The sequence below is a fragment of the Solirubrobacter soli DSM 22325 genome (assembly GCF_000423665.1).
Taxonomy (GTDB): domain Bacteria; phylum Actinomycetota; class Thermoleophilia; order Solirubrobacterales; family Solirubrobacteraceae; genus Solirubrobacter; species Solirubrobacter soli.
On sequence record NZ_AUIK01000008.1, the window covers coordinates 138,117 to 160,322 of the forward strand.

Consider the following 22,206-nt stretch of genomic DNA (forward strand, 5'->3'; position numbering starts at 1 on the left):
AGCACGCAAACGCCGCCGCGACCAGAAACTTGCGGTCCGCGGACTCCTAGGGCAAGCGGTTCCAGAACAGCTCGGTGCGGCGCGGGGCGACGAACGCGTCGAGGGCGTCCTTGTGCGGTGTCTCGAGCCCTTCGCGATACGCGAGCAGCTGCGTGATCGTCTCCTCCTGCACGGCATGCCCGGCCCGCGGCCACTCGTCGGCGAGGTGCACCAGCGACGTGAAGAGCTCGATGTCGTCGAGCGGGCGCAGGTGATAGGTCGCCATGAACCCGGTCAGGTAGGCGAGCGACTCGGTCGCCTCGGTGCCGCTGGAGACCTGCTCGCGGATGACGCCATGGTCGAGCGCCGAGATCTTGCCGCGTTTGAGCTGTTTGTCGAGCCACACGGGGAAGTCGTCGCGCGGCTCCGTCGCCCGCCAGCGCCCGACCGCCTCGATCGCCTTCTCGGTGTGGTGGATGTGCTCGAACTCGTGCAGGACCGTCCCGCGCAGCGAGATCGGGTTGTTGAACGCCAGCGGGCCGATCTCCAGCATCGGCTCCTCGAGCGGCGTCGTGCGGTCGCAGGGCACCGGACCGGGCTTGCCGGCGTGACCGCGCGCGTCGGCGAGGTCGATGTTGACGTTGACCTTCCCCGCCAGCGGGCCGCCCTCGGTGCTGTCGTTGACGTCATCGGCTCGCAGCCCGACCTCGGAGACGAGCAGGCCGCACAGCATCCGGCGGGCGAGCAGTACGCGCTCGGGCTCGCCGGACCCGTTGAGGTCGCGGATGTACGCCTGCTGGTCGAGCCACGACATCGGCTCCTTGGGCGACGAGACCCGCGCGAAGCGGACCACGCGGCCGACCGGGAGCATCGCCGGCACCGAGTGGGCGGGCGAATCGAACGGGACCATGTCGGTCTCGAACGCGCGCAGACGGCCTTCGGCGTCCTGGACGACGACGCCGATCTGCCCGCCCGACGCCGCGGCCACCGCGGCCTCCTGCTCGGTCTCCCAGCCGTCACCCACCTCATGCTGGGCGGCGATCTCGACCGTGACCATGAAGTCGCCGGAGACGATCGATCCGACGGTGAACGGGGGCGCGAGCGTCGCCGGTGCCTGCTCGCGGCGCCGCGCCAGCCGCCCCGCCGCCTGGTTGCCCGCGCCACGCTGGACCGCGAGGAGCAGCGCCGCCGGAGCAGGCTGCGCGGGCGCCGGACCGTCCTTGGCGAGCTGGTCCGGCGGGCGGTGTCTGCGTCGTTCGCGCGTGGCGCCATTCTCATGGGGCTCTAACGACGGCGTCAAGGGAGGAACCCACACCACACGACTAGGGAAACCTCCGATGCGGCGAGCGCCTCCGCCCAGCACTCTCCTAAGCCGGGACTTTATGAAACGGCAAGGAGACGCTCCGGAATGACCTGCACGGATGCACGGCGAGCACGGAGGGCGGCCATCTGGCTGCTCACCGCGCTGTTCGCGCTGCTCGGCACCGACGTTGCGGCGGCCGCCAAGGCGCCTGCGCTGAAGCTCTCGAAGCTCTCCGGCGCCCCCGCGACGGTCGCTCCCGGCGACGCGTTCACGGTCAGCGTCACGGTGAAGAACCCCGGCAAGCGCAAGGCCAAGGCGCAGACGGTCAGCGTCTCGCTGTCAAAGCTCAAGCTCAACGGGAGCTTGAAGGTCAAGGCGTTGAAGGCCCGCACGTCGGCCACCGTCAAAGGAAAGGTCACGGTCCCGAAGACCGCGGCGGCCGGCACCTACAAGCTGACGGCCTGCATCGGCAAGGCGTGCACGACGGGCGCCACCGTGGCCGTCAAGGGCACGAGCGCCGCGCCCGCCCCGCCGGCCCGGCCCTCGGGCGACACCGTCAACCTGCCGCCGGGCCCGGCCCCGCTGCCGCCGGACAACCCAACCGCCACGCCCACCCCGGGCGGGCCGAACCCGACGCCCACGCCGGACCCCGTCGTCGAGGACCCCAAGGACGCCGCCCCGCCGCTCGATCCGGGCGCCGCGACGAGCGTCTATGACTCGACCAAGTTCCTCTACACCGGCGCCAACCCGATCCAGCGTGACGTCGCGCCCGGCGCGATCAGCGACAAGCAGGTCGCCGTGCTCAAGGGCAAGGTGCAGGATCGCGTCGGGGAGCCGATCGGCGGCGTCCGCGTCACCGTGCTCGATCACCCGGAGCTGGGCGAGACCAACACGCGCGCCGACGGCCAGTTCGACATCGCCGTCAACGGCGGCGGCATCACGCTCTCGTTCGTCGTGGCCGGCTTCCTGCCGGTCCAGCGCACGCTCGCCCCGAACTGGCAGGACTACGAGACGCTCGACGACGTCGTCATGGTCCCGGTCGACCCGAACGTCAAGACGATCGACCCGGACTCCGCCGAGCCGTTCCAGGTCGTCCGCGGCACGACGTCGTCCGACAAGGACGGCAACCGCCGCGGGACGCTGCTGTTCCCGAAGGGCGTCCAGGGCTCGATGAAGCTGCCCAACAGCACCACGAAGGCGCTCGACGAGCTCAAGGTCCGCGTCACCGAGTTCACCTACGGCGACCAGGGCGACGAGGCGATGCCGGGCTCGCTCCCCGCCAACTCGGGCTACACGTACGCCGCCGAGTTCAGCGTCGACGCCGCGCTCGCCGCGGGCGCGACCCAGGTGGACTTCGACAAGCCGCTGATCAACTACACCGAGAACTTCATCGGCGCGCCGGTGGGCAGCGCCGTCCCGACCGGCTACTACGACCGCACCGACGGCTCGTGGAAGGGCGGCAACGACGGCCGCGTCATCAAGGTCGTGTCCGAGGCCGGCGGCATCGCCGGCGTCGACACCGACGGCAACGGCCAGGCCGACACGGGCCTCGGGATCACCGACGACGAACGCAAGCAGATCGCGGCGCTGTACGAGCCCGGGCAGGAGCTGTGGCGCGTCCTGATCACCCACTTCACGCCCTGGGACCACAACTGGCCCTACGGCCCGCCGCCGGGCGCGCGCCCGCCGCAGCTGAAGGAGTTCGAGTGGAAGGACCCGAACGACCCGTGCCAGCAGAAGGGCTCGGCGATCGGCTGCGAGACCCAGACGCTGCAGGAGGCGATCCCGGTCACCGGCACCGGCATGACCCTCAACTACTCGACCGACCGCACGCCGGGCTGGAAGGTCGACGAGACGATCCAGATCCCGATCGTCGGCCCGACCGTCCCGCCGCGCCTGAAGGGCGTGCAGCTGACGATCGACGTCGGCGGCGAGAAGATCGAGAAGCGCTGGTGCGACCCGAACTTCCCCACCACCGGGGCGAGCACCTGCAAGGACTATCCGCTCATCACACCCAACATCAGCATGCCGTTCAAGTGGGACGGCAAGGACGCCTATGACCGAACGGTCAACGGCCGCGTGACGGCGACGATCCAGGTCATCTACGTCTACGAGTTCAACTACTACGGCGCCGACACGGACGAGTGGCAGTCGAGCTTCAGCCAGTTCGGCTCGGACTCGCAGGTGTTCGACGGCCGCTACGCGTGCGGGAACGTCTCCGGCAACATGGACACGCACTTCTTCTGCGGTGTCCCGGTCGGCCAGACGATCACGCGGGCGATCGGCTCGTGGGACGCGCGGGCGGCCAACGGCCTCGGCGGCTGGTCGCTCTCCGACCACCACGCCTACGACCCGGTCGAGCGCGCGCTGCACCGCGGCGACGGCGCGACGACCCGCGCCGAGGCGCTCCCGCCGGTCGTCGTCAAGGTCGCGGGCACGACCAACACCGGCGTCGGCTCCGGCCGTGGCGGCGCGAACTACCCGAAGGACGGCCAGCTCGCGACCGAGGCCAACGTCGACTACATGGGCGACTACGTCCGCTCCCCCGACGGCAACCTGTACCTCCACAACGGGCTCAACCGCAACGACATCTTCCGGATCAGCCGCGACGGCAAGATCTACGCGTTCGCCGGCAACGGCAACAAGGCGTCGGAGATCACCGGCGAGGGCGGCCCCGCCAAGGACGCGAGCCTGGGCACGATCTCCGCGCTGGCGGCCGCGCCGGACGGCGCGCTGCTGATCGCCGGCTACTCGATCGACAACTACGCGAACACGATCCGCCGCGTGTCCCCGGACGGCTCGAAGGTCGTGACGATCGCCGGCTCGGCGACCGATCGCCAGCGGCCGCTCAACGACGGCAAGCCCGCGCTCGAGGCGCACCTGGGCCAGATCTACGACATGACGACCGCGCCCGACGGGACGATCTACTGGGTCGAGCGCAACGGCCCGACCAACGGCTACAAGGGCCGCCTGCGCAAGCTCGCGCCCGACGGCATCGTGACCACCGTCGCGGGCGCCGGGACCAAGACGGTCGGCCTGACGGGCATCCCCGCCGCCGATGTCAGCCTCAACGGCGACCCGCGTGGCGTCGCCGTCGGCCCCGACGGCTCGATCTACATCGCCATGGGCTTCGAGAAGCTCGTGATCCGGATCGCCCCGGATGGCATGGCCACCCGCTTCGCGGGCAAGGGCGACCGCACGGAGCGCGGCAAGATCGCCACCGGCGGCAAGGCCAACACCTCCTACATCGACACCCCGTACTCGATCGCCGCGGCGAACGACGGCACCGTCTACATCCGCTCGCTCGGCAACGATGTCAGCCCGTCCGCGTCGGTGATCCTCAAGATCGACGAGGACGGCATCCTGCGCCAGGCGGCGGGGCGCATGCTCGGCACCTGCGGCGCCGGTCGCCCGGACGGCGAGAGCGCGTCGAGCGTGTGCATCTCCAACCACTCGACGACGATCGGGATCGACGGCGACGGCGGCGTGACGTTCGCCGACGGCCGCTACCTGATCCGCAAGGTCGCGCCGCCGCTGCCCGGCTTCGACGCCGAAGGGCTCGCGCTGCCGTCCTCGGACGGCCTCGAGGTCTACGAGTTCGACCGCCTCGGGCGTCACCTGCGCACCCGCGACGGCCTGACCGGCGTGGTGACGAAGACGTTCGAGTACGACGCGGCCAAGCGGCTCGTCGGCGTGGTCGACATGAACGGCAACCGGACGAAGATCGAGCGCGACGGCGCCGGCGTCGCGACCGCGATCGTCGCCCCCGGCGGGCAGCGCACGGCGCTGGCGATCAATGGCGGGTGGCTTGAAAGCGTCACCGATCCCGCCGGCAAGGCGCACACGCTGACCTACCACGCGGGCGGGCTGCTGGCGAGCTTCAAGAAGCCCGAAGGCGGCACGACGCGCTTCGACTACGACGCCGACGGGCGCCTGACGCGCCACCGCGGCGCCGACGGCGAGGAGCGCACGCTCACCCGCACCGAGGGCGAGTTCGGCCCGACCGTGGCGATCACGACCGCGGGCGGGAAGGTCACGAAGTACTCGATGGAGGTGCTCGCCAACGGCGACCGCCGCCGCACGGTGCAGCAGCCCAGCGGGGCCAAGAGCACGTCGGTCGTCGGCGTCGACGGCATCACGACGCTGACCGAGCCCGACGGGACGAAGACCGCGGTCGAGTACGCGGCGGACCCGCGCTGGGGGCCGCAGGTGCAGATCGTCGCCGACAAGACGGTCACGACGCCGAGCGGCAAGACGACGCGGACCAAGCGGACCGACAGCGTCGCGCTGAGCGAGCCGCGCAACCCGTTCGCGATCAACCAGCTGCGGACGACGTTCGACATCGACGGCAAGCAGTCGTCGTGGACGTACGCGAACTCGCAGGTCACGCAGCGCAGCGCCGAGGGCCGCGAGACGGTGCAGACGCTCGACGCCAAGGGCCGCGTGATCAAGCAGACGCTCGGCACCGGCGTGAACGCGATCGACTACACCTACGACGCGCTCGGGCGTCCGAAGACGATGAAGCAGGGCAGCGAGCAGACGACGTTCGCCTACGACGACAAGTACCGGCTGGCGTCGAGCACCGACGCCGCCGGCAACGCGGTCTCGTACGTCTACGACGACGCCGACCGTGTCATCGAGAAGCGCCTGCCCGGCAACCGGGTCTACAAGTACGCCTACGACGCCAACGGCAACGTGAAGTCGCTGACGACGCCGCGCGGGAAGGTGCATACGTTCGGCTCGACCGGAGACGACCGCTCGAAGTCCTACACGCCGCCGGGCGCGAGCGCGTACGACCGGACGTACTCGACCGAGCGCACGCTCGACGCGACCAAGCTGCCCAGCGGTGCCACCCAGGCCAACGGGTTCGACGCGGCCGGGCGGCTGAAGAGCGAGGACCATGTGCAGACGACGCGCGCGTTCGCCTACGACGGCGACCTCGACCGCTATGACACCGCGACCCGCACGCTGGCCGGTGGCGGCGGCGTGCAGGGAATCACGTACAAGTACGACGGCATCATGCCCGCGTCGCTGGAGTTCACCGGTGCGGCGGCCGGCAAGTACGAGTACACGATCGGCGACCGCATCCTGCCGACGAGCGAGAAGCTCACCGTCGGTGCGACGGAGATCACCCGCGCGCTCGCCTTCGACGGCGACCGCCTGGCGACCAAGACCGGGCCGTTCACGATCGAGCGCTCCGGCCCGGCGGGCGCGGTGTCGAAGATCACCGACGGCAAGCTCGCGCTCACGTACGCCTATGACACCAACGGCCGTCCGGCGACCCGCACGCTGTCCGTCAATGGCACCGAGCGCTTCTTCCAGAAGTTGACGTTCGACAACACCGGCCATGCCACTGCCCGCGAGGAGCGCGTCGAGGGCGCCGCCGACGCGCTGGCGTACACGTACGACGGCTCCGGCCAGCTGCGCACCGTCAAGCGCGGGGCGACGCTGCTGGAGGACAACGCCTACGACGCGTCCGGCAACCGGATGGGCGACGGCGCGGCGTTCGACGACCGCGACCGGCTCACGTCGCGCGGCGGCAAGGCCTACACATGGGACGCCGACGGGTTCCTCACCGGCCGCGGCGCCGACACGTTCAGCTACTCGCGCGACGGCGAGCTGCTGTCCTCCACCGTGGGCGGGACGACGACCACGTACGCGTACGACGCCTTCGGGCGGCGCACGGCGGCGGGGACGACGAAGTACCTGTACGGCAACCCCGCGAACACGTTCCAGGTGACCGCGACCGTCGCCGCCGACGGTGCCGTCACGACCTACTACTACGACGCCGACGACCGCCTCTTCGCGGCCGAGCGCGGCGGCGAGCGCTACTACGTGGGGACCGACGCCGTCGGCTCGCCGCGGCTGGTCGTGCGCGCCTCCGACGGCTCGGTCGTGCGCAAGGTGACGTATGACTCGTTCGGCGTCGAGACCGATGTGAGCGGCGCGTTCGAGCTGCCGATCGGCTACGCCGGCGGTCTGCGCGACGCCGCCACCGGGCTCGTGCGCTTCGGCGCCCGCGACTACGACCCCGCGGCCGGCCGCTTCACCGCGAGCGACCCGACGTTCTTCCGCGGCAGCGCGGAGAACCTCTACACGTACGCGGGCAACAACCCGGTCACCCAGCGCGATCCCTCGGGCCTCGCCTGCGTCGGCTGGTCGATGTACGCCACCTTCGGCGGCGGCATCCAGTTCTGCCGCGACAACAAGCTCGACTGGGACGCCGACTGGTCGGTCTGCGTCGAGGGCGGCCTCGGCGCCGGCGGCGGCCTCGACGTCGACGTCATGGGCGGAGCCGCGGACACCGGCGCGTCGGCCTTCGCCGAGCTCACCGGCAAGCTGGGCATGGTCGGCGGCACCGTCGGCGGCGAGCTCGACCTCGGCTGCATGAACGCCAAGGCGGGCGCGAAGGTGATGTACGGCTGGGGCACCGCCGGCATCGACACCACCGGCTCGATCTCGGTGGGCGGCGGCCAGAACGACCTCCCCATGCCCGGCGCCCGGCTGGAGGGCAAGATCGGCCTCAAGGGCTGCAAGAAGTTCGCCTTCATCTAGGAGCCGGTTGACGAATACCGGTACGCCCGCCGCGGCACATCCGCCGCGCCTCGCGCCACCCACGCGGCTCACGGCCCAGAGGGCCGCATCGCGAGCGCGGGCGTCCCGAGTCACTGGCGGCTGCACCACGGCGGTCGGACCGACCATTCCTCAACCGACTCCCAGTAGATCAACGCGCCGGGAATGTTCGCATTCGGACATTCCCGGCGCAGGACTTCGGGAGCGGATAGCGTCGCTCGTGCGTCATGGAGTTCCTGATCCTCGGTCCACTCGAGGTACGTGACGAGCGCGGTCCGGTGGCGCTCGGTGGGAGCAAGCCGCGCGCGATCGTGGCGCTGCTCCTGCTCAATGCCAACCGCGCGGTGAGCGCGGAGCGGTTGGCGCTGGCGCTGTGGGGCGAGGACGCGCCCGCGCGTGCGATCAAGACCCTGCAGGTCCACGTCTCACGACTGCGCAAGGCGCTCGGCGACCCCGACACGATCAGCACCTCACCCGCGGGCTACACGCTCCGCGTCCGTCCGGGCGAGCTCGACGCCGAGCGCTTCGACCAGCTCTTGGAGGACGGCCGGCGCGCGCTGAAGGCCGGCGAGGCCGATCGCGCCGCGGACCTCCTGCGCACCGCCCTCGGCCTGTGGCGCGGGCCCGCGCTCGCCGACCTGCGCGACGAGGCGTCGCTCGGGACCGAGTCCGAACGGCTCGAGGAGCACCGGCTCAACGCGCTGGAGCTGCGGATCGAGGCCGACCTCGCCCGTGGCGGCGAGTCCGAGCTGATCGACGGCGGCGAGCTGCAGCGGCTCGTCCGCGAGCACCCCACGCGCGAGTCGCTCGTCGCCCCCCTGATGCTGGCGCTGTACCGCCGCGGGCGCCAGACGGAGGCACTCGAGGCGTTCCGGGAAGCCCGCCGGCGGCTCGTCGAGGCGGGTGGCATCGAGCCCGGTCCCGAGCTGCGAGCCCTGCAGGCCGCGATCCTGCGCCAGGACCGCTCCCTGCTGGGACTCGGCGACGCGGAGCTGCCACCCGAGCTCGAGGGCGAGACCGGACAGCCGCTCGAAGGGCGAGACATCGAGCTGGCCTGGCTGCGTGAGCGGTGGGAGGGCGTCCGCGCGGGCGCGGGAGCGCTGATCACGCTGCGCGGCGAGACCGGGATCGGCAAGAGCCGCCTCGCGGCCGAGTTCGCCGCTGAGACATACCGCCGCGGCGCGACCGTGCTGTACGCGGACGGCGCCGGGCCGCCGGCGGCGACGCTCGGCGTGCTCGCCCGTGCTCGCGCCGCACCGGGGCCGACCGTGGTCGTCGTCGACGACGCCGAGCGCGCGCCGGACGAGGTCCGCGACGCGCTGGAGACCTTCGGCGCCTCGGTCTCCGGGGCGCCGGTGCTCGCGCTCGTGCTCGAGGCGGGCGGCGGCGACGGGGGCGAAGGCCTCGTGCTCTCCCCGCTCGATCCGGGAGCGGTGCAGGCGATCGTCACCCGCTACGTGCCCGACGGCGACCCACCGTCGGAATGGCTGCTCGGCGCGAGCCGCGGCGTGCCGGGCGCGATCCACGAGCTCGCCGGCCAGTGGGCGCGGCGCGAGGCGGCGCGCCACGCGGAGGAGCGGATCGAGACCGGCGCGCGGCGGACCGCGGAGCAGCGCGCCGACCTGCGCTCGCTCGAACGCGAGCTGGCCGACGACCTCGAGGTGCTCTCCGCGGCGCGGGAGACCCCGGCCGCGCCGTCCCGCGTCACCGGCGTCTGCCCGTTCAAGGGCCTCGCGTCCTTCCAGCAGGCCGACGCCCAGTACTTCTTCGGGCGCGAGCGGCTCGTCGCCGAACTCGTCGCGCGGCTCGTCGGCGCGCCGCTGCTGGCGATCGTCGGGCCGTCGGGCAGCGGCAAGTCGTCCGTGCTGCGCGCGGGCCTGCTGCCCGCGCTGGCCGCCGGCGTGCTGCCCGGGAGCGAGCGCTGCCCGGTCGTCGTCATCCGCCCGGGCGCGCATCCGAGCGCCGAGCTGGCGGCCGTGCCCGACGGGCCGGTCGTACTCGCCGTCGACCAGTTCGAGGAGACGTTCACGGTCTGCGAGGACGAGCAGGAGCGCGCCGCGTTCGTCGCCGAGCTCGTGCGGATCGCGCAGGCGAGCGAGGGCCAGGGCGCCGTGGCGATCGCGATGCGCGACGACTTCTACGGGCGCTGCGCCGAACACCCGCGGCTCTCGCGCCTGGTCGCCGACAACCACGTGCTCGTGGGCGCGATGGGCGACGACGAGCTGCGTCGCGCGGTGGAATGCCCCGCGCAGCGGGCCGGGCTGATCGTCGAGCCCGACCTCGTCGACGCGCTCGTCACCGACCTGCGCGGCGAGCCGGGTGCGCTGCCGCTGCTCTCGACCGCGCTGCTCGAGCTCTGGCAGGGGCTCGCCGGCCGCCGCCGCCTGCGGCACGCGGCCTACGTCGAGGCGGGCGGTGTGCGCGGCGCGGTCGCGCGGCTCGGCGAACGCGCCTACGGCGCACTGGACGTCGCCGAGCAGGAGATCGCCCGGCGCGTCCTGCTGCGGCTCGCCCCGATCGACGACGAGGGGGCGGTCGAGCGGCGCCGGATCGCCCGTGCGGACCTCGGCGGCGAAGCGGTCGAGGAGGTCGTCGAGCGGCTGGCCGCGAACCGTCTCGTCGCGCTCCACGGCGGGACCGTCGAGCTCGCGCACGAGGCGCTGCTGCGCGAGTGGCCGCGCCTGCGCGGCTGGATCCAGGAGAGCCAGGACGTCCGCCGCGTCCAGCGCAGCCTCAGCACCGAGGCGCGCAACTGGGTCCGCCTCGACCGCGACGAGGGCCTGCTGCTGCGCGGGGCGCTCCTCGCCGAGGTGCGCGAGTACATCGACCCGGACACGCTCGACGTCGCCGTCGAGCGCGAGTTCCTGGCCGCCAGCCTCGAGCGCGCCCGCCGTGAACGCCGCGCGCGGACGCGGCGCTGGGAGATCATCGCCGGCGCGCTGCTCGCGGGTGTCATCGCGATCGGCATCGTCGCGATCATCGCGATCGACCAGCGGCGCGGCGCCGAGCGCGAGCGCAACCTCGCGCTCTCGCGCGCGCTCGCCCTGCAGTCGGCGCAGACCCTCCCGGACGACCCCGAGGTGGCGCTGCGGCTGGCGATGTGGGCGGATGACACCGCGACGACGCCACAGTCCACGGCCGCGCTCCGGCAGGCGGTCCTCGGCTTCCGCCAGCGAGCGGTGCTGCGAGCCGACCCGCGGACGTCACAGACCGCTGCCTTCAGCCCGAACGGCAACTGGATCGTGACGGGAGGGGACAACGGGAACGCCTTCGTCTTCAACGCGGCGACCCGCGCCCGCGCGGCGGCGCTCCCGGGCCGGGCGGCCGTTCTCAGCGCCCGCTTCTCGCCCGACGGGACGCGGATCGCGCTCGGGTACGGGGACGGGACCGTGCGCGTGACGGGCGCCACGCTCGAGGCGCCGCACGTCGTGCTGCGCCTGGACGGTCCCTCGATCGACCGCGTCGCGTTCAGCCCGGACGGCAAGCGTCTCGCCGCCGCGGCCGGCGACGGCACCGTGCACGTGGTCGCCGACGGCCGCACGACCGACGTGTCCGTGGCGGACGGCATCCCGATCCGCGGGGTCGACCTCGATCGCGAGGGACGGATCGTCACCGCGGACGACGCCGGCGAGGTGCGGCTCTTCGCGCCGGACGGGACGCCGATCCGGACGTTCCGCAAGGGCGACGGCGTTCCCGCGAGGGACGTGGACTTCAGCCCGGACGGCAAGCTCGTCCTGGTGGTCGGCGAGGACCACCTCGCGCGGCTGTTCGACGCCCGCACCGGGGCGTCGCTCGGAGAGGTGTCGGCCGGCCCGCGCAAGCTGACCAGCGGCGCGTTCAGCCCTGACGGCGAGCGGTTCGCGGCGGGCAGCTACGACGGGACGGTCCGGGTCTGGACGACGGTGGGCCATTCCGAGCTGTTCGCGCTGCGCGGCCAGCAGTCGCGGGTGCTGGACGTCGGCTTCGGCGCGTCCGGCGACCGCCTCGTCAGCGCGGGCAACGACGGGCGCGTGAAGGTCTGGGACGCGTCGGGCATCCGCGCGTTCCATCTGCCGTCGCAGGCGTCGGGCGTCGACTTCAGCCCGAGCGGACGGTGGATCGCGACCGGCTCGGACGTCACCGGCGACGGCACGGTGCGGGTGTGGACCGCCGCCGACGGCACGCTCGCCCGGTCGTTCTCCGGCCCGGCCGGCTGGACGCCGGCGCGGTTCTCGCCGACCAGCGACGAGCTCGTGATCGGCCGCGACCCGACCGCGTCGGCCGAGCGGGTCATGCTCCCCGACGGCCGCCCGCAGCGGGCGGTGCAGCTCAAGGAGGGCAGTGGCATCAACATCGCGCGGCTCGATCCCACTGGGCGGCGTCTCACGGTCGCGGCGTTCGCCACCAACGAGGCCGTCGTCCAGGACGTCCGCTCGGGCCGGAGCTGGAGCCTGCGGGGCGGCCCGCCCGAGATCGTGGATCTGCAGGCCTCTCCCGACGGCAAGCACGCGGTCGCCGCGTCGCGTGAGGGCGAGCTGTACGTCTGGGACCTCTCGCGCCCCGATCGTCCCGTCCGCACGCTCCGCGGCCACACGGGACACATCAACACGCTGGCCTACAGCGACGACGGCCGGGTCGTCACCGCCGGGGCCGACCGAACCGCCCGCGTCTGGGATCCGCGGACCCTGCACCCGCCCGTGGTCCTGCGCGGCCACACCGACGAGGTCAACGCCGCGCAGTTCACGCCGGACGGCAAGCGCGTGATCACGGCGAGCGCCGATGGCACGGTCCGGCTGTGGGACGCGCTCGGCGGTGACGCCCTGGTCAAGCTCGAAGAGCAGCCCGACGTCCCGCTCTATGACGTCACGCAGGGTCCCGGTGGCAGCATCGCGACGCTCGACGATCACGAGATCGTGCGCGTGTTCCGGTGCGAGGTCTGCGGGCCGCTCGGTCAGATCCGAGCGGCCGCGCGTGCCCTGAAACCCCGCGCCTTGACCGCGGTCGAGCGCGAGCGCTATCTCACCGACGTCCGCTAGGACGAGTAGCGGTTGCAGCAGCACGGCGTGAACGCCGTGCACAGCGGGCCGAGGTCGCTCACGGACCCCATCGTGCCACCTGACATCGACGAGCGGAAGTCGCCCGCGCGGACGAACTCGCCGGACGTGAAGCGGCCGATCAGCGACTGCGTGCGGCCGCCCGCGACGACCTGGGCGTCGGCCTTGATCCAGAGGACGTCGAGCTCGCCGAACGCGGCCTTGTCCTCCTTGATGCGGTCGCGGAACGCGATGTCCTGGACGCGCATCGCGATGTAGTTCTCGGCCGTGTCGTCGAAGAACATCACCTGCCACCTGCCGTCGCCCGCCGCGCTGCCAGGCATGTCGACCGCGTCGCCGAGGTAGCCCGCGAGCTTGACGAGCTCGGTGCGGCTGCGCGAGTCGACGAACGTCTTGATCGCCTTCGCGACCGGGTCGCCGCCGAGTGACTTCTTCGCCTCGGGGCCGTTGCGGAACTTGACGCTCTTCGCCGTCGTGGCCAGGTCGTACGCCTGCCGCGGCGTCTTCTTGCCGAACAACGACGCCGCGAGGCCGACGACGAGCGGGTGCGGCGAGAGCGGCTCGCCGGCAGGCGTGCCGTTGCCGTTTTCTTCTTCCGATACACCCATTGAGTTGTTCCTCCTAATTGATTGAGGAAACGTTAGCGGCGTTGGAGCGGCAAGGCCAGCGGCGAGTCGGCGGACGGGTCGTGGAGACGCAGGAAGAGCCAGCCGATGCCACTCGTGCCGCGGAACAGGCCCGGCGTGGTCCCGAGCAGCCCGCACGGCCAGTCGCCGCCGCCGAACCGCTCGAGCGCGGCCTCGCCGAGCGCCGCGGCGGTCGTGTGGTCGCCGGCCTCGATCAGGGCGTCCGCCGCCCCGGCCATGCCGTGGCAGAGCGAGAGGTCGTCGATCGAGAACGGCAGCCGCGTGCACACGTGGTCGTGGGTGGTGCTCGTGGCGACGCGGGCATCCTGCGCGTGCGGGCCATCCCCGAGCAGCTCGTTCGCGCGCAGGCGGCTGAGCGCGATCCCCGCCTCGCCGTAGCACCACGTCCCGACCATCCCGGGCGTGTGCGCGCCACGCCGCGACGGCAGCCGCAGGTCGGGCCACGTCCCGGACGTGACATCGAGCCACGACCGCTCGTAGGCGAACGCCCCGCGCGCGGCGTCCGCGAACCGCTCGTCACCGGTCGCGGCGAACAGCTCGAGCAGCGCCCAGGCGATGCCCGCGGCGCCGTGCGCCGCACCGCACTGAAAACTGTCCCGCCGGCGGGATGCACCCCGCCACGCCCACCCGTACCGGTTCACGGTCGCGTCCCGGAGCAGCCCGTCGCCGATGACACACGCGGCCTCCACCTCCCCCGCGGCGACCAGGGCGGCGAGCGCGCCGGCCGCGCCGAGCACGACGTCAGGGCACCGCCGCGCGGGGACCCGGCGAGGCCCGCCGGCGCCTGCCGCCGCGGCGGCGCCGCGCCGCGCCGCTGCGCCGGCGTCGCCCGCCGTCTCCGCGGCGGCGCGCAGCTCGCGCTCGGCCCACGCCGCCGTGAATTCGTCGCCCGCCGCGACCAGCTCGTCCTCGCCGAGCAGCGCGCCCGCCTCGCGCGCCGCCCACGCCACTCCGAGCGCGCCCGCGAACAGGCCGTCTCCCGTTCCCGGCCGGGTCAGCGCGTGACGGAGCGCGCCGAGCGCCGTCCGGCGCACGTCCCCGTCGCCGGTGCGGGTGAACAGCTGGGCGAGGAACAGGCCGATGCCGGCGGTGCCGTCGTAGACGAGCGCTCCGACCGGGCGGTACTCGGGCCGCGACGGGTCGCTCGGCTCGACGACGGCGCCCATCCAGCTGCAGCCCCCGTCATGCCACACGGCGTCGGCGGTGATCGCGCGGCCGATCCCGGCGGCCGCCTCGAGGAAGTCAGAGGACATGGCGACCGTCCAGGAGGGGGTCGAGATAGGGGGCGTCCAAGGCGACGCCGTCGCGGGCGAACCGCCGCTCCACGACCGCCAGCCGCTCGTCCTCGCCGGCCGGGCCCGCCTCGACGAGCCCTTCGGCGAGCTGCGCGCACCGGCGCTCGCCGAAGCTCTGCGGGCCGCCATGGTCCTCGGCGAGCCCGAGCCCGGGCCGCAGCGCCAGCGCGAACGCCGGCGTGAACGGGCGCAGCCAGCACGCGAGCCGCTCGGCGACGCCCGCGAGGTGCTCCCGCTGCGCGCGGAACGTGTCCAGCCCGATGTACAGGACGGCGGCGTCGCAGCGGTCGAACAGGTGCGCGTGGTGGGCGATCTTCAGCCGGAACGGCACGCCCGCGGCGTTCAGGTGCCGCGTGAGCGCGCCGACGAGCGCCGCCGCCCCGCGCTCGGTCACATGCCAGTAGGCCCGCACGAGCTCGGTCCCGCGGACGTCGCCGGCGTCGCCGAGCAGGGTCAGGAACCCGGGTGAGAACGGGGACGGCCCGGCCGGCAGCGGCACGCTGACCGTCGCGCCCTCGTCCTCGCAATCTGAGCGCGCCGCCCGCAGCCGCAACCCGCCGCGGGCGAGCACCACCATCTCGCCGTCGGTCCGCTCGACGGTCCAGCCGCCGTCGCGTCCGCCGCGCCCCGTGTCGGCGCGGGCGACCGCGTACGCGAGCCGCGCGTCGCCGCCCGCCGGGTCCGGCTCGCCCCAACGCGCCGGGCCGACGCGCCCACGGCAGTAGAAGGACGTGTAGAGCTCCTGCGTGAGCCCGTGGACGAGGTAGCTGTCCGGCGCTCCCTCGGGCGCGTGGCCGCTGCGCCGGCCGAGCCACTCGTAGCGGTCCGGCGGCAGGATCGTCACCGCGCGCAGCACGCCGCGGACCTGTTGGCGATAGAGGCTCATTGTGCGACCTCGCCACACTGGGACGCCTGAAACCCGCGGCTGGTCCCGAGCTGAACGTGGGCCAGGCTCATCCCCGCAGCCCCAGGACGTTCCACGCGTAGAGCCCGGGCGAGCGGAGCATGTTCTGAGCGAGCTGCGTCAGCGCGAGGATGTGCCCGGACACGACCGACGCGCCGCGCGCGTATTCGAACGCGATCTCCAGCAGCCGGACGGCCACGAGCTCGGCGATCTCGATCGGCGAGGCGGCGGCCGAGCGCCGGTAGCCCGCCCAGAGCGCATGCATCTCCGGCCCGCGCCGCTCGAGCCCGGCGCGCGCCGCCGCGGCGACCGCGGCCTCGTCGGACTCGCGCGCGATCACCCGGATCGCGTCGATCGCCGCGCGCACGTAGTCGGCGAGCGCGGACGCCAGGTCGAACGCCGGCCAACCGGGCCCGGCGAGCTCCCAGTCGATCACCAGCACCCGCGTCCGGCGCCGCCCTCCGGGCGCCGTCACGAGCAGGACGTTGTCCCAGCGCAGGTCGCGGTGGGCGAAGCCCGGCTCGTAGCCGCCGTCGCGCAGTCGCAGGAGCCGTTCGCAGAACCCGTCGTCGGCCTGCACGCGCGCCAGCAGCTCGATCGCGCCCGAGCTGAACGTGCGCACCCGCTCGAGCGCGGGCTCCGGGAGCGTCACGCCCCACGGGCGATCGTCCCCAGGCAGTTCCTCAACCTCGACTTGAGCCTGATGGATGGCTCCGAGCGCCTTCCCCAGCGCCCGGGCCGAGGCGGGCGAGTCGCGCCGCCGGCTCCAATCGAGCGCCGCCGGCGGCGACGCGAGCACCAACCGCCCGTCTTCGTGCGCGACCACCCGCGGCACCAGGCCGGCGACCGACTCGTCGGCCGCCAGCGCACGCAGGACGGTCGCCTCGCGATCGAGCGTCCCGCCGCTTCCCGCCTCCTTGACGACGAACGCCGGACCCGTCGATGAGGTGACGAGGAAGACCGCGTTGCGCCGCGAGACCTCGGTGACCACCAGGTCGCCGTCGAGCACGGCGCCCGGCTTGACAACGCCGAGCGACAGGAGATAGTGGGCAATCCGTGAGTGTTCAAGCATTCGGAGGACCTTGATGCCGTTGCCCATCCATATCGCGTTCGTCTCGCTGACGAAGGACGTGTCCACGCGCAGCCTTCTGCAGGTGACGGCGGCGATCCAGAAGCAGGTGACGCGCGACTTCGCGCCGATCTGGGGCGTGACCGCGACCATCGACGCCTTCGGCGACCTCGACAGCGTCCCCAACGACTACCTGCCGATCGTGGTGTTCGGGGAGACCGGTGAGCTCTGCGACGAGCTGGTCTCGCTCGTGGGCACCGAACCCGCGGAGCGGCTGCTCGACGAGTTCGACACCAACAGCGTCGCCGGCGTGCACCTCAACGCGCTCACGCGCCAGCCGTTCGCGCTGGTCTCGGCGACCGACGCGTGGACGGTGCTGGCCTCCCACGAGGCGCTCGAGATGCTGTGCGATCCGTTCGGCAACCGGCTCGTGGCCGCGGCGCACCCGACCCGGCCGCGCCAGCGGGTCAAGTACCTGATCGAGGTCTGCGACCCGTGCTGCTCGCGCTGGTACCCCGTCAACGGCGTGCCGGTCTCGGACTTCTACACGCCGCGGTACTTCGACCCGGTCCGCGGGCCCGGCGTTCGCTACAGCTACACCGGCGCGCTCGACTACCCGCGGCAGATCCTCGAGAACGGCTACCTGACGTTCCTCGACCCGAGCGACTCGCAGCTCTACCAGCAGCGGTTCGGGGAGGACGAGCCGGTCGTGCTGGCCGGGCTGGCCGAGCTCGCCCGGTCCGGCCTCCCGCTGCGCACGCTGGTCGACTCCAACCCGCTCACGCCGCGGCTGAACCCGCGGGCGCTGCGCGCGGCGGAGGCCGCCGACGCCGCCGACGACCCGTACCGCGGCGTCAGCGAGGCGGCCCGAGGCGCCGCGCTGAACACCGCGGAGGCGTTGTACTCGATCGCGCGCGGGATCGGCTGACCCGGTCAATCGATCGCCTCGGCCAGCTGCTGCAGGTGCGCGTTGCCGCGCAGCTGCGTGAGGCAGCGGCCGCGGATCGGGCCGATGCTGCCGACCGGCATGTCGAGGTCGCGCGCGATCTCGTGGTAGCTGCCCGCCGTGTCGTCGAACAGCGCCCGCATCAGGCGCCGGTGGCGCGGCGGGAGCCCGGCGAGCGCGCGGCTGACCGCTTCGCGGCAGGCGGCCGCGTCGAGGCGCGCCTCGGCGTCGTCGTCGGTCGAGACGTCGCTCGCGAGGTCGTCCGCCGTCGGCAGCTCCTGCGCGTTGCGCTGGCGCAGCCGCTGGCTCTCACGGCGCGCGGTCGTGGTCAGCCACCCGCCGAGCGCGCGCGGCTCGCGCACGCCGCGGATGCCGCCCATCAGCCGCATCCACGTGTCCTGCACGGCGTCCTCGGCCTCGTGCAGGCTCAGGCCCTGCGCCCGCGCCACCCGCAGCAGCTGCGGCTGGAAGCGGCGCACGAGCCCGTCCCAGGCGCGTTCGTCGCCGGCCGCCGCGGTCACGACGAGCCGGTCGAGGTCGGATGGGTCGAGATGGATCAGCGATGGGCTCATGGGCACTCCTCAAAGGGGAAGTTGGAGTGCCCGAGACCTTCCGAGACGGCGGCTACAGCTCGCCTGCGGTCCGGTTACAACCGCTTACAGCCGGGGTGGGTGACGAGGTTCACCCCCACGATGGATACAAGAGGGCCCGCGGCCGGACGAAGATACGCAGTACAGGAGGTTGACCCCCTCCCACAAGCAGAACAAGGCCACCGGGCAGTCCCGCTCCCTCCCCCCGACACTCGCCGGCCTCTCTCTTCATCGGACCGTCGCGCCTGACCAGCGCGGCGGTCCGCTCCTCTTTAAAGGACGCTTTCGAGCGCGTCCAGCGCCGGCTCGGGGTCGCGGCGGCCGACGCCGATCCGGAAGCGGTCGCGCGGGACCGCGCCCAGCTCGGACGCGTAGATGTCGCCCGGCAGCAGCACCACCCCCACCTGCTCGACGAGGTCGCGGCAGAAGCGGCCGGTGTCATCGCCGAGGTAACGGGGGAAGCAGACGCAGCCGCCCTGCGGGTGCTCCCACTCGAAGCGGTCGGGGTGACGAGCGAAGAAGGCGTCGAAGACCGGGAGGTTGCGCTCGATGATCGCGCGGTTGCGACCGCGGACCGCATCACCGTGCCGGAGCGCCAGCGTGGCCAGGAACTCGCTCGGGCCGGCGTTGCAGATCGACGTGTAGTGCTTGCGGCGCTCGAGCTGCTCGAGCAGGGCGCGGTCGTGCGTCGCGAGCCAGCCGATCCGCAGCCCTGGCAGCCCGTACGCCTTCGACATCACGTTGAGTGAGATCGCTCGCGGCGACAGGTCGCAGGCCTGCGGGAGCGTGCGCGCGGGGTCGAGCTCCAGGCCGCGGTAGACCTCGTCGCTGAACAGCACGATCCCGCGCTCGTCGCACAGCGCGGCCAGCGCCTCGAAGCTCGACCGAGACGGCACCGCGCCCGTCGGGTTGTTGGGGAAGTTGACGGCGACGAGCCTCGTCTCGGGCCGCAGCAGCGCCTCGAGCTCGGCGAGATCCGGCGCCCAGTCGTTCCCGGGTCGCAGCACCCACCCGCTCACGTCGGCGCCCGTGCGCAGCGTCAGCGTCTCCATCGACTGGTAGTTGGGAACGGTGACGACGGCGTGATCGCCCGGGCCGAGCAGCTCCTGCAGCGCCCAGAACATCGCCTCCTCCGCGCCCGCGAACGCGAGCACGTCGCGGTCGGGGTCGACCGTGTCGTAGGTCGCGGCGATCGCGGCCCGCAGCTCGCTCGACCCCCACGTCGGCGCGTAGCCGAGCCCCAGCGCCTCGAACGCCTCCCGCTCGCCGGACATCTCCAGCAGCTCGCCGATCGTCAGCGTCTCGGCGTCGGAGGCCGTCAGGTGGTACTTGGCCTTGAACTCCCACTCGCCGAGGTAGACCTCCAGGCGAAAGTCGGGCAGCTGGACGGTCACCGGCGGATCTCCTTGAGCATCGAATAGACCGTCGCGCGGGAGACGCCGAGCGCGGTCGCGGTGTGGTCGGCGGCGTTGCGGGTCGCGAACAGGCCCGCCTGCTCGAGGCGGCGCAGCAGCTCGAGCCGCTGCGCGCGGGTGAGCCGCTCGCGCGCAAGCCCCAGCTCGGCGCAGTAGTCGGCGACGCCGGACGCGATCTGCTCGCGCCAGTCGCGCTCGAAGAGCTCAGGCGGCGGCGCGACGGTGGGCGCGAACAGCGCGCCGAGCACCCGGGCGGCGTCGGCGAACGGCGCCCGGTCGAGGTTGACGCACAGCAGCCCGCGCGGCGTGCCTGCCGCGTCCGGGACGACGGCGCTGACGGCGCTCAGCGGACGCCCGTCGAGCTCGACCTTCGGGTACGGGCCCTGCATCGGCTGCTCGCCCCAGTGGGCGGGCAGCTCCTCCAGCAGCGATCGATCGCCGACGGAGCGCCCGCTGAACGGGTTCCAGATCGCGAGGATCGTGTCCGTGGCGAGGTCGTGCACGACGACCTCGGCGTGCGGGTGCAGCAGCGCGGCGATCGCCGCGCAGGCGGGTTCGATCGCTCTCAGCCAGGGCGCCATGCCCTGACAAAGTATCTAGCCCTGGACTAATTGTCCAGCCAACTCGGCGACGACCTCGCCCGCGGACTGGATTCGCTCGATCGCGCCCACGCTCTGGCCCGCGTAGAGCGCCATCGCCGCGATGTCACCCGTCGTCAGCGCGTTGGGCGACACGACCGACCAGCGCGTCACCGGGAATGTGACGCCGCCGAGCGTCGTCTCGCCGACCGGCTCGGTCTGGGACCGGCTCGCCGCCGCGACGCAGGAGGTGAGCACCCGGTGCGGCGCGGCCGGCCACATCATCGAGAAGGCGTCGGTGATCACCGTGTCCTCGCCGGTCGCCACGAGCAGCGCGCCGACGTAGTCCTGGTGCGCGCCCTCCTCGAGCGCCTCGTGCGTGGCGACGAAGCGCGTCCCGACCCGCGCGGCCGCGGCACCCGCGGCCAGCACCGCGGCGACGCCCCGCGCCGTCGCGATCCCGCCCGCCGCGACGACGGGAACCTCCACCGCCTCGAGCACGCCGTCGAGCAGTGGCAGCAACCCGAGCGTCCCTCGCACGTGGCCACCCGCCTCGAAGCCCTGGGCGACGACGATGTCACACCCGGCCGCGGCGGCGAGGCGCGCCTCCTCCACCGAGCCCACCTGCCAGGCGGCGAGCGCGCCGCCGGCGTGGACCATGTCGACGAGGCTGGGGTCCGGTTCGCCCCAGAAGAAGTCGACCAGCGGCGCATACTCCGCCGCCACCTCGACGACGGTCCGGTCGAGCAGGAACGGCACGAGGAAGTTGACGCCGATCGGGCCGGGTGGCAGCGCCGCGAGCGTCGCCTCGAGGAGGTCAGGCGGCTGCAGGACCCCGCTGATCATGCCCGCCGCGCCCGCCTCGGCGACCGCGACCGGCAGCGGCGGGTCCGACGACACGCCGCCCATCGGCGCCTGCTGGATGGGAAGGCGGCAGCCGAGCATGTCGGTGAAGCGCGTGGAGAGGGTCGGGATCACATGGCCGAGCGTAGGTCCGGCCCGGTGGCCGTGACAATCGGTGGACCACCCTGATCTTCAGGGCGTCGTGACCTGGATCCTGAAGCGCATCCGCCACGGCGCGCGCTCCAGGGCGTCCCCGGTCACCAGCGCGTTACCGGGCGCGGCCATCGGCTCGAACGCGACGAGCGGCTCGGCCAAGGGGGCGAAGAACTGCGCGTACGGCGCGCCCTCCAGGAACGTGACCGTGATCCGGCGGTTCGCGCCTTGGAGGACGAACGGGCCGTCGACGTCGGCCAGCGCCTCGTCGTGGGCGCTGTCGCCGAGCGTCGTGGCGCCGCGTTCGCGCGGGTGGCGGCCGCCGGTCGGGAGCATGTGGTCGTCGAGCTCGAGCGTCGTCGCGGCGCCGATCTCGACCCGCCACTGCTCCCGCGGCTCGCCCGGAAGCTGCAGGAACGGATGCCACCCGAACGCCACCGGCACGTCCCCGTAGACCTCGGTCGTCGTGGTCAGCGCGTCGGGCGTGAGGTGGTGCTCGACCCGCAGCTCATGCGGAAACGGGAACGAGGGGTCGTCCCAGGTCTTGGTGGCGGAGACGAGGTCGTGCCGCTGCTCCTCCACCACCCAGCCGTGCCGCGCCTCGGGGAGGCCGTGCATCGGCGAGCCGAACCCGTCCTGGCGCGCGGCGGAGGCGTCGACCGCCTTGCCGTCGAGCTCGAACCGCGCCTTCGAGAGCCGGTTCGCCCACGGGTACAGCAGCGGCGACCCGGTCGTCTTGCCGGCGTGCACGAACGTCGACGCGTCCGCCCGCTGCCCCAGCAGCTCCTCGCCGTGATGGCGCAGGGACGTGACGAGCATCGCCGCCGTCGGGGCGATCGTCGCCTCCAGAGAGCCACTGCCCAGGACGACCTCCACAG

At 72.9% G+C, this 22,206-nt stretch carries 13 protein-coding genes; 3 read left to right on the forward strand and 10 right to left on the reverse strand.

Annotated elements, in window-relative coordinates; all coding sequences use genetic code 11:
- Positions 1-46 precede the first annotated feature (46 nt).
- Entirely contained in the window at positions 47-1,279 is a 1,233-nt protein-coding gene (locus G569_RS0104905) for a hypothetical protein (protein ID WP_028062593.1), read from the reverse strand.
- A 108-nt stretch (positions 1,280-1,387) separates the two neighbouring features.
- Here G569_RS0104905 and G569_RS0104910 point away from each other — a divergent pair, with 108 nt between their 5' ends.
- Positions 1,388-7,837: an RHS repeat-associated core domain-containing protein gene (locus G569_RS0104910; protein WP_028062594.1), complete on the forward strand. Its 6,450-nt coding sequence runs from the start codon at positions 1,388-1,390 to the stop codon at positions 7,835-7,837.
- A 245-nt stretch (positions 7,838-8,082) separates the two neighbouring features.
- Positions 8,083-12,870 (forward strand): nSTAND1 domain-containing NTPase, encoded by a 4,788-nt coding sequence (locus G569_RS0104915; RefSeq protein ID WP_028062595.1) that lies wholly within the window; start codon positions 8,083-8,085, stop codon positions 12,868-12,870.
- On the opposite strand, the gene G569_RS45635 is transcribed toward G569_RS0104915, so the two are convergent.
- The 4 genes from G569_RS45635 to G569_RS0104935 form a co-directional block, all read right to left on the reverse strand.
- Entirely contained in the window at positions 12,867-13,496 is a 630-nt protein-coding gene (locus G569_RS45635; RefSeq protein WP_037494775.1) for a hypothetical protein, read from the reverse strand. The genes G569_RS0104915 and G569_RS45635 overlap by 4 nt on opposite strands.
- Before the next feature lie 32 nt (positions 13,497-13,528).
- Positions 13,529-14,788 (reverse strand): lanthionine synthetase LanC family protein, encoded by a 1,260-nt coding sequence (locus tag G569_RS0104925; protein ID WP_028062596.1) that lies wholly within the window; start codon positions 14,786-14,788, stop codon positions 13,529-13,531.
- Entirely contained in the window at positions 14,778-15,716 is a 939-nt protein-coding gene (locus tag G569_RS63680) for a T3SS effector HopA1 family protein (RefSeq protein ID WP_028062597.1), read from the reverse strand. The genes G569_RS0104925 and G569_RS63680 overlap by 11 nt, the downstream gene beginning before the upstream one ends.
- 67 nt (positions 15,717-15,783) lie before the next feature.
- Complete coding sequence (locus G569_RS0104935) at positions 15,784-16,806, reverse strand: phosphotransferase family protein (protein ID WP_028062598.1); 1,023 nt, start codon at positions 16,804-16,806, stop codon at positions 15,784-15,786.
- 19 nt (positions 16,807-16,825) lie between these two features.
- On the opposite strand from G569_RS0104935, the gene G569_RS45640 reads away from it, so the two are divergent.
- Positions 16,826-17,731, forward strand: a complete 906-nt coding sequence (locus G569_RS45640) for a hypothetical protein (protein ID WP_169542067.1) — start codon at positions 16,826-16,828, stop codon at positions 17,729-17,731.
- Between the two features lie 5 nt (positions 17,732-17,736).
- On the opposite strand, the gene G569_RS0104945 is transcribed toward G569_RS45640, so the two are convergent.
- The 5 genes from G569_RS0104945 to G569_RS45645 form a co-directional block, all read right to left on the reverse strand.
- Positions 17,737-18,321: an RNA polymerase sigma factor gene (locus G569_RS0104945; RefSeq protein ID WP_053225871.1), complete on the reverse strand. Its 585-nt coding sequence runs from the start codon at positions 18,319-18,321 to the stop codon at positions 17,737-17,739.
- Positions 18,322-18,611: 290 nt separating this feature from the next.
- On the reverse strand, positions 18,612-19,733 hold the full coding sequence (locus G569_RS0104950) for an aminotransferase class I/II-fold pyridoxal phosphate-dependent enzyme (RefSeq protein ID WP_028062600.1): 1,122 nt from the start codon (positions 19,731-19,733) through the stop codon (positions 18,612-18,614).
- Entirely contained in the window at positions 19,730-20,335 is a 606-nt protein-coding gene (locus G569_RS0104955; protein ID WP_037494777.1) for a helix-turn-helix transcriptional regulator, read from the reverse strand. Before G569_RS0104955 ends, G569_RS0104950 begins: the two co-directional genes overlap by 4 nt.
- Before the next feature lie 15 nt (positions 20,336-20,350).
- Complete coding sequence (locus tag G569_RS0104960; RefSeq protein ID WP_028062602.1) at positions 20,351-21,310, reverse strand: NAD(P)H-dependent flavin oxidoreductase; 960 nt, start codon at positions 21,308-21,310, stop codon at positions 20,351-20,353.
- Between the two features lie 57 nt (positions 21,311-21,367).
- Positions 21,368-22,204, reverse strand: a complete 837-nt coding sequence (locus G569_RS45645) for an aldose 1-epimerase (RefSeq protein WP_053225872.1) — start codon at positions 22,202-22,204, stop codon at positions 21,368-21,370.
- Between the last annotated feature and the right edge of the window lie 2 nt (positions 22,205-22,206).